The 15,491-nt window shown below is 49.7% G+C and carries 8 protein-coding genes; all 8 read left to right on the top strand.

The features are described from left to right. Window positions 1–84 precede the first annotated feature (84 nt). Window positions 85–4,191 (top strand): DNA-directed RNA polymerase subunit beta, encoded by a 4,107-nt coding sequence (rpoB, locus tag ACO0K4_RS01360; RefSeq protein WP_422954805.1) that lies wholly within the window; start codon window positions 85–87, stop codon window positions 4,189–4,191. Between the two features lie 98 nt (window positions 4,192–4,289). Then, complete coding sequence (gene rpoC, locus ACO0K4_RS01355; RefSeq protein WP_422954804.1) at window positions 4,290–8,519, top strand: DNA-directed RNA polymerase subunit beta'; 4,230 nt, start codon at window positions 4,290–4,292, stop codon at window positions 8,517–8,519. A 91-nt stretch (window positions 8,520–8,610) separates the two neighbouring features. Beyond that, window positions 8,611–9,402 carry a biotin--[acetyl-CoA-carboxylase] ligase gene (locus ACO0K4_RS01350; protein ID WP_422954803.1) on the top strand — a complete coding sequence of 264 codons (792 nt, stop codon included), beginning with the start codon at window positions 8,611–8,613 and terminating at the stop codon, window positions 9,400–9,402. A 409-nt stretch (window positions 9,403–9,811) separates the two neighbouring features. Further along, window positions 9,812–10,624 carry a type III pantothenate kinase gene (locus tag ACO0K4_RS01345; protein WP_422954802.1) on the top strand — a complete coding sequence of 271 codons (813 nt, stop codon included), beginning with the start codon at window positions 9,812–9,814 and terminating at the stop codon, window positions 10,622–10,624. A gap of 7 nt (window positions 10,625–10,631) precedes the next feature. Continuing rightward, the gene (locus ACO0K4_RS01340; RefSeq protein WP_422954801.1) at window positions 10,632–11,312 is read left to right on the top strand and encodes an SPOR domain-containing protein; all 681 of its coding nucleotides are present in this window, start codon (window positions 10,632–10,634) and stop codon (window positions 11,310–11,312) included. A gap of 466 nt (window positions 11,313–11,778) precedes the next feature. Continuing rightward, window positions 11,779–13,371, top strand: coding sequence for a methyl-accepting chemotaxis protein (locus ACO0K4_RS01335; RefSeq protein WP_422954800.1), 1,593 nt, complete (start codon window positions 11,779–11,781; stop codon window positions 13,369–13,371). A gap of 253 nt (window positions 13,372–13,624) precedes the next feature. Continuing rightward, window positions 13,625–14,092 carry a cache domain-containing protein gene (locus ACO0K4_RS01330; RefSeq protein ID WP_422954799.1) on the top strand — a complete coding sequence of 156 codons (468 nt, stop codon included), beginning with the start codon at window positions 13,625–13,627 and terminating at the stop codon, window positions 14,090–14,092. 279 nt (window positions 14,093–14,371) lie between these two features. After that, window positions 14,372–15,130 (top strand): IclR family transcriptional regulator, encoded by a 759-nt coding sequence (locus tag ACO0K4_RS01325; RefSeq protein WP_422954798.1) that lies wholly within the window; start codon window positions 14,372–14,374, stop codon window positions 15,128–15,130. The last annotated feature ends 361 nt before the right edge of the window (window positions 15,131–15,491 follow it).

Raw genomic sequence — 15,491 nt, 5'->3', positions numbered from 1 at the left:
TGAGACTTGAGGTTTCTTTTGTAATGCTGAATTACCATTGGAATCCTGAATTCTCCATCCTTCCTTGTCACTAACGGAGTGTCCATGCACTACTCATTTACTGAGAAGAAGCGCATTCGTAAGTCTTTTGCGAAACGCGCTAACGTTCACAACGTTCCGTTCCTGCTGGCGACCCAGCTCGAGTCATATTTGGGCTTTTTGCAAGCCGACAAAACAGCGTCAGCACGCAAAAATGAGGGCTTGCAGTCAGCCTTCACGTCCATTTTTCCGATCGTGTCGCATAACGGGTTCGCACGTCTCGAATTTCTATCCTATGTTTTAGGTGATCCTGCTTTTGACGTCAAGGAATGTCAACAGCGTGGTCTCACTTTTGCATCTCCTTTACGTGCCAAGGTGCGTTTGGTGATTCTGGATAAAGAATCTCCAACCAAACCTGTCGTCAAAGAAATGAAAGAGCAAGAAGTCTATATGGGCGAATTGCCGCTCATGACGACAACTGGTTCTTTCGTGATTAACGGCACTGAACGCGTTATCGTGTCTCAGTTGCATCGTTCCCCGGGTGTGTTCTTTGAACATGACCGTGGCAAGACGCATTCTTCCGGTAAATTGCTGTTCTCAGCACGGATTATTCCTTACCGTGGTTCCTGGCTCGACTTTGAATTCGATCCAAAAGATATTTTATTCTTCCGTATTGACCGCCGTCGCAAGATGCCAGTCACTATTTTGTTGCGTGCTATTGGCATGAATAATGAGCAGATTCTTGCTAATTTCTTCGTGTTTGATAATTTCACCCTGCATAACGATGGCGCTGAAATGGAATTCGTTTCCGAGCGTTTGCGTGGTGAAGTTGCGCGTTTTGATATCGCGGACAAAGCTGGCAAGGTGATTGTTGCTAAAGATAAGCGTATCAATGCAAAACATGTACGTGAAATTGATGCTGCAGGAATCAAGCATATTTCTGTGCCTGAAGACTACCTGCTCGGTCGCGTTATTGCGAAAAACATTATTGATGGCGACACTGGTGAAGTGATTGCTAACGCTAATGATGAGCTGACCGAAGAGTTGTTAGGTCGTCTGCGCGATGCAAAAATCAGCACGATTCAAACTCTGTACACGAATGATCTGGATCAGGGTTCTTACATTTCCCAGACTTTACGTACGGATGACACCGCAGACCAGATGGCTGCCCGTGTCGCGATCTACCGTATGATGCGTCCTGGCGAACCACCAACAGAAGATTCTGTTGAAGCCCTGTTCAATGGCTTGTTCTACAGTGAAGAACGTTACGATTTGTCCGCAGTCGGCCGTATGAAGTTCAACCGCCGTATCGGCCGTGATGAACTGACAGGCGCCATGACTTTGTCGAACGAAGACGTATTGGCTGTGATTAAGATTCTGGTTGAGTTGCGCAATGGCCGCGGCGAAGTCGATGATATCGATCACTTGGGTAATCGTCGTGTGCGTTGCGTCGGTGAATTGGCAGAGAACCAGTTCCGTGCTGGTCTAGTCCGTGTTGAGCGTGCTGTCAAAGAGCGTCTGGGTCAGGCTGAAGCCGACAACCTGATGCCGCATGACCTGATCAACTCCAAGCCGATCTCTGCTGCGATTCGTGAGTTCTTCGGTTCTTCACAATTGTCCCAGTTTATGGATCAGACCAACCCATTGTCAGAAATCACGCATAAGCGTCGTATTTCCGCCCTGGGACCTGGTGGTTTGACACGTGAGCGCGCTGGCTTTGAAGTCCGTGACGTTCATCCAACCCACTATGGCCGTGTTTGCCCGATTGAGACACCAGAGGGACCAAACATTGGTTTGATTAACTCGCTGGCCTTGTATGCACGTCTGAACGAATACGGCTTCCTGGAAACGCCATACCGTAAAGTGGTTGACAGCAAAATCACTCAGCAAATTGATTACCTGTCCGCGATTGAAGAAGGTCGTTACATCATCGCTCAGGCGAATGCAACAATTGACGGCAACGGCACACTGGTTGATGAACTGGTATCCGCGCGTGAAGCTGGCGAGACGATTCTGGTTTCTCCAGAGCGTATCCAGTACATGGACGTGGCAACCGGTCAGGTAGTCTCTGTTGCGGCATCGCTGATTCCTTTCCTTGAACACGATGATGCGAACCGTGCGTTGATGGGTGCCAACATGCAACGTCAGGCAGTTCCTTGTCTGCGTCCAGAGAAAGCATTTGTCGGTACTGGTATTGAGCGCACTGTTGCAGTCGATTCCGGTACAACCGTACAGGCATTGCGTGGCGGTAAAGTCGATTACATTGATGCGGGTCGTATCGTGATTCGCGTGAACGACGCGGAAGCACAGGCTGGTGAAGTCGGTGTCGATATCTACAACCTGATCAAGTACACACGTTCCAACCAAAATACCAATATCAACCAACGTCCTATCGTTAAGGTTGGTGACATGGTTGCGAAGGGTGACGTATTGGCTGACGGCGCTTCCACCGATCTGGGTGAATTGGCGCTGGGTCAAAACATGCTCGTTGCGTTCATGCCGTGGAATGGTTACAACTTCGAAGATTCGATCCTGATCTCTGAAAAAGTTGTTGCTGACGACCGCTACACCTCGATTCATATCGAAGAATTGTCGGTTGTTGCCCGTGATACTAAGTTGGGTGCAGAGGAAATCACACGTGATATTTCTAATCTGGCTGAGAATCAATTAGCGCGTCTGGATGAAGCCGGTATCGTCTATATCGGTGCCGAAGTCACCGCTGGTGATACCCTGGTTGGTAAAGTGACGCCAAAAGGCGAAACTCAACTGACACCAGAAGAAAAATTGCTGCGCGCGATTTTCGGTGAAAAAGCTTCTGACGTCAAAGATACATCCCTGCGCGTGCCATCCGGCATGGTCGGTACTGTTATCGACGTGCAAGTGTTCACTCGCGAAGGCATCCAGCGCGACAAACGTGCTCAACAAATTATTGACGATGAGCTGAAACGCTATCGCCTTGATTTGAACGATCAGTTACGTATTGTTGAAGGCGATGCATTTGAGCGTCTGGAACGTATGTTGATAGGCAAAGTCGCTAATGGCGGCCCGGCTAAATTGGCAAAAGGTAGCAAGATCACTAAGGAATACTTAGCTGACTTGGATAAATATCACTGGTTTGATATTCGTCCGGCAGATGATGATGCGGCTAAAGCATTGGAAGCAATTAAAGATTCCATCGCTGAAAAACGGCATCAGTTCGATCTGGCTTTCGAAGAAAAGCGCACCAAGCTGACACAAGGCGATGAACTGCCGCCTGGCGTACAAAAAATGGTCAAGGTTTACCTAGCTGTTAAGCGTCGCCTTCAACCTGGTGACAAAATGGCGGGTCGTCACGGTAACAAGGGTGTGGTTTCCCGTATCGTTCCTATCGAAGATATGCCTTACATGGCTGACGGGACACCGGCTGACATCGTGCTGAACCCATTGGGTGTTCCATCACGGATGAACGTTGGTCAGGTTCTGGAAGTGCATCTGGGCTGGGCAGCTAAAGGCCTGGGTTTGCGTATCGGCGAAATGCTGAAAGCAAAAGCCAAAGTTGAAGAGCTGCGTGGTTTCCTGAAGCAGATCTATAACGAGTCCGGCAAGACAGAAGATATCGATGGCTTGTCTGATGCGGATATTCTGGCGTTGACTGCCAACCTGAAAAATGGCGTGCCTTTCGCGACGCCGGTATTTGACGGTGCGCATGAGTCCGAAATTCGTCGCATGCTGGATCTGGCTTACCCTGACCATATCGCCAAACAACTCGGCATGACGCCATCGAAAAATCAGGTCACCCTGTACGATGGCCGCACTGGCGAAGCGTTTGAGCGTAGTGTCACCGTTGGTTATATGCACGTTCTGAAATTGCACCATCTGGTTGATGACAAGATGCATGCGCGTTCTACAGGTCCTTACTCACTCGTTACACAGCAACCACTTGGCGGTAAAGCGCAATTCGGTGGTCAGCGTTTCGGTGAGATGGAGGTCTGGGCTCTTGAAGCGTACGGTGCGTCTTATGTGTTGCAAGAGATGTTGACAGTGAAATCCGATGACGTGAATGGTCGTACCAAAGTGTACGAAAATCTCGTCAAGGGTGATCATGTTATCGATGCAGGCATGCCGGAATCCTTTAACGTTCTCGTTAAAGAAATCCGCTCGCTGGGTATCGACATCGATCTGGAACGCGAATAAGCGAGTATGCGGTAGGAAAAAATCAACCACGGGTATGATCGTGGTTGATTTGCAAGCCTGGTTCAGTAACAAATTTTTCACACCAACTGGAGTGATACATGAAAGCCCTGCTCGATTTATTCAAGCAAGTTCAGCCAAATGAACAATTCGACGCGATCAAAATTGGTCTTGCGTCACCAGAAAAAATCCGTTCATGGTCCTACGGCGAAGTTAAAAAGCCGGAAACCATCAACTATCGTACTTTCAAGCCAGAGCGTGATGGTTTGTTCTGCGCCAAAATTTTTGGCCCGATCAAAGATTACGAATGCCTTTGCGGTAAATACAAGCGTCTGAAGCATCGTGGTGTGATCTGCGAAAAATGTGGTGTTGAAGTGACTCTGGCCAAAGTGCGTCGTGAACGCATGGGCCATATCGAGCTGGCTTCGCCTACAGCGCATATCTGGTTCCTGAAATCCCTGCCATCCCGTCTGGGTATGGTATTGGACATGACTTTGCGCGACATCGAACGCGTGTTGTATTTTGAAGCCTACGTTGTGACCGATCCAGGCATGACTCCGCTGAAAAAGTGCCAGATCATGTCGGAAGACGATTACGCTGCAAAATACGAAGAACACGGTGACGAATTCACCGCGTTTATGGGTGCTGAAGGTATCCGAGAATTGTTGCGCTCCATCGACATCGACCGTGACGCAGAAACCCTGCGCACAGAGTTGAAAGAATCCAAATCTGAAGCCAAGATCAAGAAATACGCAAAACGTCTGAAAGTACTGGAAGCATTCCAGCGTTCAGGCATTAAGCCAGACTGGATGATCATGGAAGTGCTGCCGGTTCTGCCGCCAGAACTGCGCCCATTGGTTCCGCTGGATGGAGGCCGTTTTGCGACTTCCGATCTGAATGATCTGTATCGCCGCGTGATCAACCGTAATAACCGTCTGAAGCGTCTGATGGAATTGCGCGCTCCGGAAATCATTACGCGTAACGAAAAACGTATGCTGCAAGAAGCGGTCGATTCATTGCTAGACAATGGCCGTCGCGGTAAGGCAATGACAGGTGCGAATAAACGCCCTCTGAAATCTTTGGCAGAAATGATCAAAGGTAAGGGCGGTCGTTTCCGTCAAAACTTGCTGGGTAAACGCGTCGATTACTCTGGCCGTTCCGTTATCGTGGTTGGTCCACAGCTGAAACTCCATCAGTGCGGCTTGCCAAAACTGATGGCGCTGGAACTGTTCAAACCATTCATTTTCAATAAACTGGAATTGATGGGTCTGGCAACTACGATCAAGGCAGCGAAGAAACTCGTTGAGATTCAAGAACCTGTGGTCTGGGATATTCTGGAAGAAGTCATCCGCGAACATCCTGTCATGCTGAACCGTGCGCCGACTTTGCATCGCTTAGGTATTCAAGCGTTTGAGCCGGTCTTGATTGAAGGTAAAGCGATTCAGTTGCACCCGCTGGTCTGCGCCGCATTCAATGCCGACTTTGACGGCGATCAAATGGCGGTTCACGTTCCTCTGTCTATCGAAGCACAGATGGAAGCGCGTACCCTGATGCTGGCATCGAACAATATTCTGTTCCCGTCCAACGGCGAACCGTCTATCGTACCGTCTCAGGATATTGTGTTGGGTCTGTACTACGCGACTCGTGAAAAAATCAACGGTAAGGGCGAAGGCATGATGTTCCCTGATGTTTCAGAAGCGATCCGCGCCTGGGACAACAAGGAAGTCGAACTGACTACCCGTATTACTGTTCGTATTACAGAATATCCAAAAGATCTGGAAACTGGTGAGTTCGTCAAAACGATCAAACGTTACGAAACTACAGTAGGTCGTGCGATTCTGTCCGAGATTCTGCCAAAAGGCTTGCCTTTCACCGTGCTGAACCGCGCGTTGAAAAAGAAAGAAATTTCCAAGCTGATTGATACGTCTTTCCGTAAGTGCGGTCTGCGCGCAACGGTGGTATTTGCCGACCAACTGATGCAGTCAGGTTTCCGTTTGGCGACACGTGCAGGTATTTCTATCTGTATCGATGACATGTTGGTACCGCCGCAAAAAGTCACTCTGGTAGCGAATGCAGAACACGAAGTTAAACAAATCGAACAGCAATATGCGTCCGGTCTGGTGACTGCGGGTGAGCGTTACAACAAGGTGGTGGATATCTGGGGCAAGACCGGTGATGAAGTCGGTAAAGCCATGATGGAACAACTCAAAGTAGAAGACGTTGTCCGTCGCGATGGTACTAAAGGCACACAGGAATCGTTCAATGCGATTTACATGATGGCTGACTCCGGTGCGCGTGGTTCTGCAGCCCAGATTCGTCAGTTGGCAGGTATGCGTGGTCTGATGGCGAAACCGGATGGCTCGATTATCGAAACACCGATTACTGCAAACTTCCGTGAAGGTCTGAACGTTCTCCAGTACTTTATTTCCACTCACGGTGCGCGTAAAGGTCTGGCCGATACGGCCTTGAAAACAGCGAACTCCGGTTACCTGACACGTCGTCTGGTTGACGTTACACAAGATCTGGTCGTCATCGAAGATGATTGCGGTACAGCGAATGGTGCGTCAATGAAGGCGATTGTTGAAGGCGGTGAAGTGAATGTGCCTTTGCGTGATCTGATCCTGGGTCGTGTGGCAGCCAATGATATCGTCAACCCTGAAACACAAGCGAATCTGTACGATGCCGGTACTTTGCTGGATGAAACTGCGGTCGAAGAAATCGAACGTCTGGGTATCGACGAAGTCAAAGTTCGTACGCCATTGACATGCGACACACGCTACGGTTTGTGCGCGATGTGCTATGGCCGTGATCTGGGTCGCGGTTCTCTGGTCAATGCGGGTGAGGCAGTTGGTGTTATCGCTGCGCAGTCCATTGGTGAACCAGGTACACAGTTGACAATGCGTACGTTCCACATCGGTGGTGCAGCATCCCGTGCAGCGATCGCTTCTTCTGTTGAAGCTAAATCTAACGGTACGATTCGTTTCACAGCAACGATGCGTTACGTCACGAACGGTAAAGGCGACCAGATCGTTATTTCCCGTTCAGGCGAAGTCCTGATCACGGATGATCATGGCCGTGAACGTGAACGTCATAAAGTACCTTACGGTGCAACCCTGATCGTCAAAGACGGTTTGGTGATTAAAGCCGGTACTGCGTTGGCAACCTGGGATCCGTTGACACGCCCGATTATCACTGAGTACACAGGTACCGTGAAGTTTGAAAACGTCGAAGAAGGCGTTACTGTTGCTAAACAGGTTGATGAAGTAACAGGTTTGTCCACTCTGGTGGCGATTGATGCGAAACGTCGTGGTAGCGCAGCAGGTAAAACACTGCGTCCACAAGTCAAGCTGTTGAACGAGCAAGGTGAAGAGGTCAAGATCTCTGGCACTGAGCATGCAGTAACAATTGGCTTCCAGGTGGGTGCGCTGATTACCGTGAAAGACGGTCAGCAAGTTCACGTGGGTGAAGTATTGGCGCGTATCCCGACCGAATCACAAAAGACTCGTGATATTACCGGTGGTCTGCCACGCGTTGCTGAATTGTTCGAAGCACGTTCACCAAAAGATGCAGGTATGCTGGCTGAGGTCACAGGTACCGTTGCGTTTGGTAAAGAAACCAAAGGTAAGCAACGTCTGGAAATCACCGACATGGACGGCGAGAAACACGAATTCCTGATCACCAAAGACAAACAAGTCCTGGTACATGACGGTCAGGTCGTGAATAAAGGTGAGATGATTGTTGACGGCCCGGCCGATCCACAAGACATCCTGCGCTTGCTGGGTATCGAAGCACTGGCACGTTACATCGTTGATGAAGTTCAGGACGTGTACCGTTTGCAAGGCGTTAAGATCAATGACAAGCACATTGAAGTTATTGTGCGTCAGATGTTGCGTCGTGTTGTTGTAGTTAATCCGGGCGATGCGAATTACATCGTCGGTGAACAGGTTGAGCGTTCTGATCTGTTGGGTGAAAATGATCGTGTGGCTGCTGCTGGCGGTATTCCTGCAACGTATGAAAATATTTTGCTGGGTATTACTAAAGCGTCTCTGTCGACAGATTCCTTCATCTCGGCAGCGTCCTTCCAGGAAACAACACGCGTTCTGACAGAAGCAGCGATCATGGGCAAGAAAGATACCCTGCGCGGTCTGAAAGAAAACGTCATCGTGGGTCGTCTGATACCGGCTGGTACAGGTCTGGCATTCCATCGCGCTCGCAAGTTGAAAGAAACTTGGGAAGCCGATGAACGCACAGCCTTGTTGCAAGCTGAAAAAGCGGCATTCGCGCCAGCACCGGAAGTTGCCTCTTCCGATGTTGCAGACGGTGACGCGTAACATCGTTTGACGAGATAATCGTCAGCAAAACGGCACCGCAGCTAGTCTCCGGTGCCGTTTTTTTATCTTTATCCAGCAGATTAAAAACTCAATGAACTGTATTTTTAATACCGGCCAAATTCTGTTACTACGTGATCACTACGGATCGCAAGTGGATGTCGAAGTCGTGCAGGAAACAGGTTCAACCAATGCGGATTTGCTGGCCAGGATTGGCCATTTGTATGCACCTGTCCTGCGTGTCGCCGAGAATCAGACCGCAGGACGCGGTCGCGCCGGACGCGTCTGGCACTCGGTATCCGGTGGCATGCTCACCTTTTCCCTGGCGTGGCGTTTTACCAAAAGCGCACAAGCTTTGTCTGGCTTGCCGCTGGCGATAGGCGTGGTCATCGCCGAAGTGCTGATTAGCTTAGGCGTACCAGTGCAATTAAAATGGCCTAACGATGTTCTCAAAGAGAACAAAAAACTTGCCGGGATCCTGATCGAGACCGCAGCGGACCATGTGGATGACGATGCGATGTGGGCGGTCATCGGCATAGGCTTAAATTTACGTGTACCAGATGCCTTGGAAGAGGCAATCGGACAAGCCGTAGCAGATGCACCCTGGCTGGCGCAAATGGACCGGAATCTCTTGTTAGCGCACTTGCTAAATGCCTTAGCAAAAGCGCTTGGTGAATTTCAGCAGCAAGGATTTGCTGCGTTTATGATGCGCTGGAACGCTCTGCATGCTTATGCGGGGCAGGCTGTCAGAATCGTCGATAGAGGCGAGGTATTACACGAAGGAACGGTACTGGGTGTCGATGAGTCAGGATGTCTGTTGCTGCAAACGGAAGCCAGTCAGGTCACCGTACTTGCCGGTGATGTATCCTTACGTCCGCTTAGTTGATTACGCCTTTTAGCGACAAACATATTGAATACGCAGGCCGGACGCGGCTTTCAGAGGCATTTCGTGCCAACAGGCGCATCTGGATTGCGGATTCTTTTTTGGAACCTATAAAAATCTCCACATTGGAATATTAGATTGATAGGGCTGATACAAAAACCAAGGTCTCTCAACATAGAGACACAGAGACACGGAGACATAGAGAAAAGATAGGAGTAAGCAGTTTCATCGCCTATCGATTAAAGGATTTTTACAAGCTCCCCCTTTGGAAATTTCTGTTGGTACGGCTTAGGTTGCCAACCTGTGGGAACGGACATCATTTTCGCTTTCCCGCTTTCTCCCATCCGGGTAAAAAATTTTTGGTTTATATGTAAGCCCTGATAATGACAACATACTTAAAGGTCATGCCACCATGCTGTTATTGATTGATGCCGGCAACACCCGCATTAAATGGGCAATATCGGAGCTGCCCGGCTCACCGGCGACGCTGCCGCCTGTTTGGCAGCATCAGGGTTCTGTCAGCCATGCCGAACTCGACAATCTGGCCGTGATTTTGCGCCAGTTTGTCATTACACAGATACTCATTTCCAATGTCGCAGGAGCTGAGGTCAAAAGCCGTATTGCCGACCAGTTAGCCTTAGCCGCCCCCGCTGTAGAGCCTGACTGGTTCGCGTCATCCAGCGATGCAGCAGGTCTTCATAATGCCTATCTTCAGCCCGCTCAGTTGGGAACAGACCGGTTTGCTGCCGCAATTGCCGCGCACGCTTTATATCCAGGTCACAATCTCATCGTAGCAACCTGCGGTACGGCGACCACGATTGATGCGATCAGTGCCGATGGCGTATTCCATGGAGGGATGATTTTGCCCGGACTGAAACTCATGGCAATGTCGCTGGCCAAAAACACCGCCCAATTACCACAAGTCGCAGAAAGCATCACCCTGGACAATCTGTTTGCCAACCACACCGAGACCGCGATTGTCAGCGGTTGCATCAATGCGCAGACCGGTGCGATTGAGCGAGCGGTCGCCAGATGGGCAATACAGCGCCAGCAAGACGTGATCTGTCTCATTTCTGGTGGGGCGGCAACATATCTGCTGCCCCATCTTGGCATCTCTTGTCAGCATGTGGATAATCTGGTCTTGACCGGATTGGCGCTTGTCGCCTCATCGACGAGCGCTCCCGGCGACGTGCCTGCTATTGCTACTCTCCCAACCGAGAATTGATAAACCTATGCTGAGATTTTTTTTCTGGAGTTTGCTGGTACTCAACGCAGCCCTGCTGGCCTTCAATCTAGGCTATCTCGGTACTTGGGAAATGGATACCCACGAGCCGCAGCGTATGACGAAGCAGCTCCAGAGCGATCAACTGCAACTGATCTCGGCAAGTCTCGCCATGGCACCTTCAGAAGTCCCTGCTGAGAAAAAGAACGATATCGTTGCCTGCCTGGAGATCGGTAATTTCCCGCAAACAGATGCCCCAAAAGTCGAAGAAAAATTAAAGACGCTCGCCCTGGGTGACCGGCAATCGCGTATTAACGTGGCGGATGTCGCAACCAATATGGTCTTCATTCCATCGCAAGGCAGTAAAGAAGGTGCAGAGAAAAAAGCCGGTGAATTACGTCGTCTCGGCATTACCGATTTTTTTATCGTACAAGATCAGTCAAACCTGCGATTTGGTATTTCGTTAGGTGTGTTTAAAACAGAAGAAGCCGCCAAAGCACACCTTGCCAATTTAAATAACAAAGGCGTACACAGCGCCCGCATCGGCCCGCGCACCATTACCACCAACAAGTTCGCCTACCAATTGCGTGCCCTGAACGCGGATGAAAAATCCCGCTTTGATGTCATCAAACTTGATTTCGCAGGGCAAGAAGTCCGCAACTGCCAGGCCACACCGTATAGCCGTAATTAAGCTCTGTGCGGGTCATGAGATTATTGAAGATATGAATTTTATTCATGCGCTGGATGTGTTGCAGCGTTCTCGTTTTTACTGATGCAAAGCCAGATCGCCATTGGCTTTTAGATGAAATTAGCGTACATGCCTAATTTTGCATAGTTGCACCACTCCCTTGGCGCAGATTCTGGCATCAGTCTTGCCTTACAGCATTCATCTGATCATGCTAGGGGCTGGCGCGTTCAATTTCCGTGCAATTTTCACTGACATGTCATAGAGCTTGTCCGATCAATGGCGTTTCAATTCACATCGCACAAAAAATCTGTACAAATAGCGGCTTTAAGTGTTGCTGGAATGATCAGCATCAGTGATACTTTATTGCACACAAAAAATATTTATTTTTATGCCCCACCATACTGTCCTGATGTCTTAGCCCGATTCTGGATTTGCTAAAGAAAAATTCCAACAAGGTAAGGTAAGTAAGATGAATAAACTCCTTTCTCAAAAAAGCCGGATTAAGCATTTTTCCAGACAGTTTCAGCACTCTGTGAAGGGCGAGATCAGGCTGGACCGGACGCAATTAATTGAGGTCGGAGGACGTTTAACGCCGGTGTTGCAACATGGCTCTGCCGTCATCAACATGGATTTTTCCCTGGTAGACGGATTCTTTAAACAGACAGGCACTGCCGCTACCGTTTTTGTCAAAGACGGCGATGATTTTGTGCGGATATCTACGTCGATCAAAAAAGAAAACGGTGAACGGGCGATTGGTACGCCGCTGGACCGTGCTCATCCTGGTTACAAGCGCTTGATCCAGGGCGAGTCGTATACCGGTTACGCGACTTTGTTTGGTATTCAGTACATCACACAATATAACCCGATCAAGGATCCTTCTGGGGTGATCATCGGGATTCTGTTTGTCGGCATCAATGTCAGTAACCAGGCGCAGATGGGTATCAGTACCAAGGTATCCCTGATGGCTTTTGGTTTGGTCATCTTATTAGTTCTCATTTTCATCGCCGTTCTCAGCGGGAATCTGCAAGAACTGGTCCCTCAGCAAAGCGAAAAAATTGCCAGCCTGCGTAATTGGGCAATGCTGGCAGCAATCGTTGCCGTGGGCGGATTGTCCGTGCTGATGAATAGCCTGATCAAGGTAATGGTTAGTCGCCCGTTACGGGATGCGATGAAGGGGGCGCAAAAATTAGCTGCCGGTGATTTGACCATGTTATTACACATAGGCCGTCGTGACGAGATCGGTCAGCTGATGCAATCGATCAACGGCATTGGTACAGGATTGACCGGCGTTGTCGGGAGCGTACGTAGCGGCACTGATCAGTTGACGGTCGTGACCAGCGAAATTGCCAGTGGCAATAACGATCTGTCAGCCCGTACCGAATCACAGGCCAGTTCGCTAGAAGAAACTGTTTCCACCATGGAGCAACTGACTACCACCGTGAAGCAGAATGCGATCAACGCACAGCGCGCCAATCAGCTGGTAGCATCCGCATCGCAAGTTGCCACTCAGGGGCAACAAGTGGTGTCGCAAGTGGTCGATATGATGAGCACGATACAGCAGAGTTCGCGCAAAATAGGCGACATCATCGGGACCATAGAGAGCATCGCGTTTCAGACGAATATTCTGGCCTTAAATGCCGCCGTAGAGGCAGCCCGCGCCGGTGAGCAAGGTCGTGGCTTTGCCGTTGTCGCGTCCGAGGTCAGGAGCCTGGCGCAGCGCTCATCCGGTGCCGCGAAAGAAATTAAAACGCTGATTGATGAATCGGTGAGTCAGGTCAACACAGGTAATCAGCTGGTAGAAAAAGCCGGGAAAACCATGGGCGATATTGTCGTGTCTGTGCATGATGTGGCAGAGATCATGACCCAGATTACCGCAGCCGGACATGAGCAGAGCGTCGGTATCAGCGAGATCAATCTCGCCATCGTTCATATCGATGAGATGACGCAGCAAAACGCGGCCCTGGTAGAACAAGCCGCAGCAGCAGCCTCCAGCCTGCACGAGCAAGCCGCCAAATTATCACAAGTGGTGGGCACCTTTAAACTTGCGCACGCAGTCCGCTAAGCGACTTTACTCCTGCGCTGAGCTACCGCTGTTTCTTCAATTATCCGCGATCTGCCCTCCTGGCAGACCGGATATTTCACGTTCTCTGTCACTCCTCAAATCTCAAATGCATCCTCTTTGTGCTCTGGCCCATGAGCATTGAGTCACTTTGCCATAAGAAATCAGAAGAAGTTTGTATCCCTGTCGGCTATGGATTATGCTGAAATCGCCAGCAAATAAAGGCGACTATCCAGAACGATAAAAAGGAGACGACATGAAAATAGCATGCAGATATATTGTTACGGTTTTACTCAGCTTACTCTTCACTCACACCGCGTTCGCCGTAGAACATGGCTCCGCGCAGGAAGCAACGGATCTGGTGAAAAAAGTCATCACGTATTACAAGGCAAACGGCAAGGATAAGACCTTTGCGGAAATCAATGACCCTAAGGGACAATTTATCGTTAAGGATTTATATATTTTTGCTGGTGCACTGAAGAGCGGCGGACCAACCATGGCACACGGCGCAAATCCTAAGCTGATCGGCAAATCGCTGGGCGATCTGAAAGATGTCGACGGTGTCTATTTTGTCCGCAAAATGAATGAGGTCGCCAATAGCAAAGAAGGCAAAGGCTGGGTCGACTATAAATGGCCGAACCCGACTACCAAAGAGCTGGAAAAGAAAAGCACCTATGTAGAACGGATCGATGATCTGTACTTTGCTTGCGGTATTTATAAGTGACTCCGCAATAGCGACGCGGCTTCCGGGCCGAAATGCCTTGGGAAGCCGCGTCAATGCTGCGTGTGTTTCTGTGTGCTCCGCTTTATATTCGAATTTGCTTTTCTCTACCATTCAATTCCCCTGAATTCCTGATAAATCCCTATCCCACTGTGTCAGATCGTCTCTGTGATCTCGCTGCCGTAACTATTTATTCGTTTTAAATTCTCACATAGCGGGAATCGATCCTTGAAATTCTGGAATACACTGTTAGGATGAGATCTTCATCTGGCGTGTAATCCTATGAGCGTTCATCCAATTCATCAGGCGGCATTGAGTGCGATCCCATCAAGCGAGCGGTTGTTGCAGGTGCTGGTTTGTATTGCCCGGGCGGGGCAGAGTATTGCCGCACGTGACATCGCGGCGCAGACGGGTATCCCGCTGAGCACGGTGTATCGCCAGCTCACGCCGTTGAAAAAATGGGGGCTGGTGCAAGAACATGGACAGAGTGGTTTGTATGAGCCGGGTCCGCTGGCAATGCAGCTTGCCTGGGGTTTTGATCATCATTCGTATCTGATGGCGGAGGCGCGCTCAGAAATCGAGCAACTGGTGCAGCGTTCTGGTGAAAGTGTCGGTTTGTTGGTGCATGTGAACGGTCAGGTGATTTGCCTCGATATGCAAGAAAGTCAGCAAGCCCTGCGCTGCTCATTTACAAAAGGCAGTGCGAACTCACTGCTGCGTGGCGCATCAGCCAAAGCCTTGCTGGCCTATTTGCCGCAAGCGGTTCAGGATGATCAGATGCGCTCGCTTCCGGAAAAAGAGCGGGAAGTATTGCAAGCGCAATTGCTGCTAATACGCCAGCAACATTACGCCATCACTGAGAACGAAATTGATGAGGGAGTCTGGGGCGCCAGTGTGCCGGTTTTTTCATCGAAAGATAAACTGGAAGCGAGCCTGTCTCTGATGGCACCCGTCAGCCGTGCCCAGCAACGCCAAGCTGACTATATCCAGATGACCATGGCAGCGGCAGCGCGCATTGGCCAAAAATTACGTGATCACTAGCCGGAATGATATGGAGTGGAGCTTCTACAAACTCTTGAATCGATATTTTTTGGAAACCGTACTCCTGCTTTTCTCTTTGTTCCTCTGTTTTTATGTCTCTGTGGTGAGAGGTCTTGATTTTTGCGGCAGTCCTATCGGTACGATTTTTTAATTTTGAAGTTTTGAGAAATGCCTAAAATAGAATCCGCAAGCAGGATGCGGCTGTTAGCACGAAATACCTTGGGAAGCCGCATCTAGTCTGCGGATTGGATGTGGGGTGCTGAGAGAAGTTGTTCGTCAGTTCTGACTAAGGAGTGGCATAACAAGCTTATCAATAAGCCGAATAGTAACTCTGCCAACAAGCAGCAACAACAAACGCAAT

The sequence above is a fragment of the Undibacterium sp. RuTC16W genome (genome assembly GCF_049339445.1).
Classification (GTDB): domain Bacteria; phylum Pseudomonadota; class Gammaproteobacteria; order Burkholderiales; family Burkholderiaceae_D; genus Undibacterium.
This window is presented reverse-complemented; position numbering and strand designations above follow the sequence as displayed.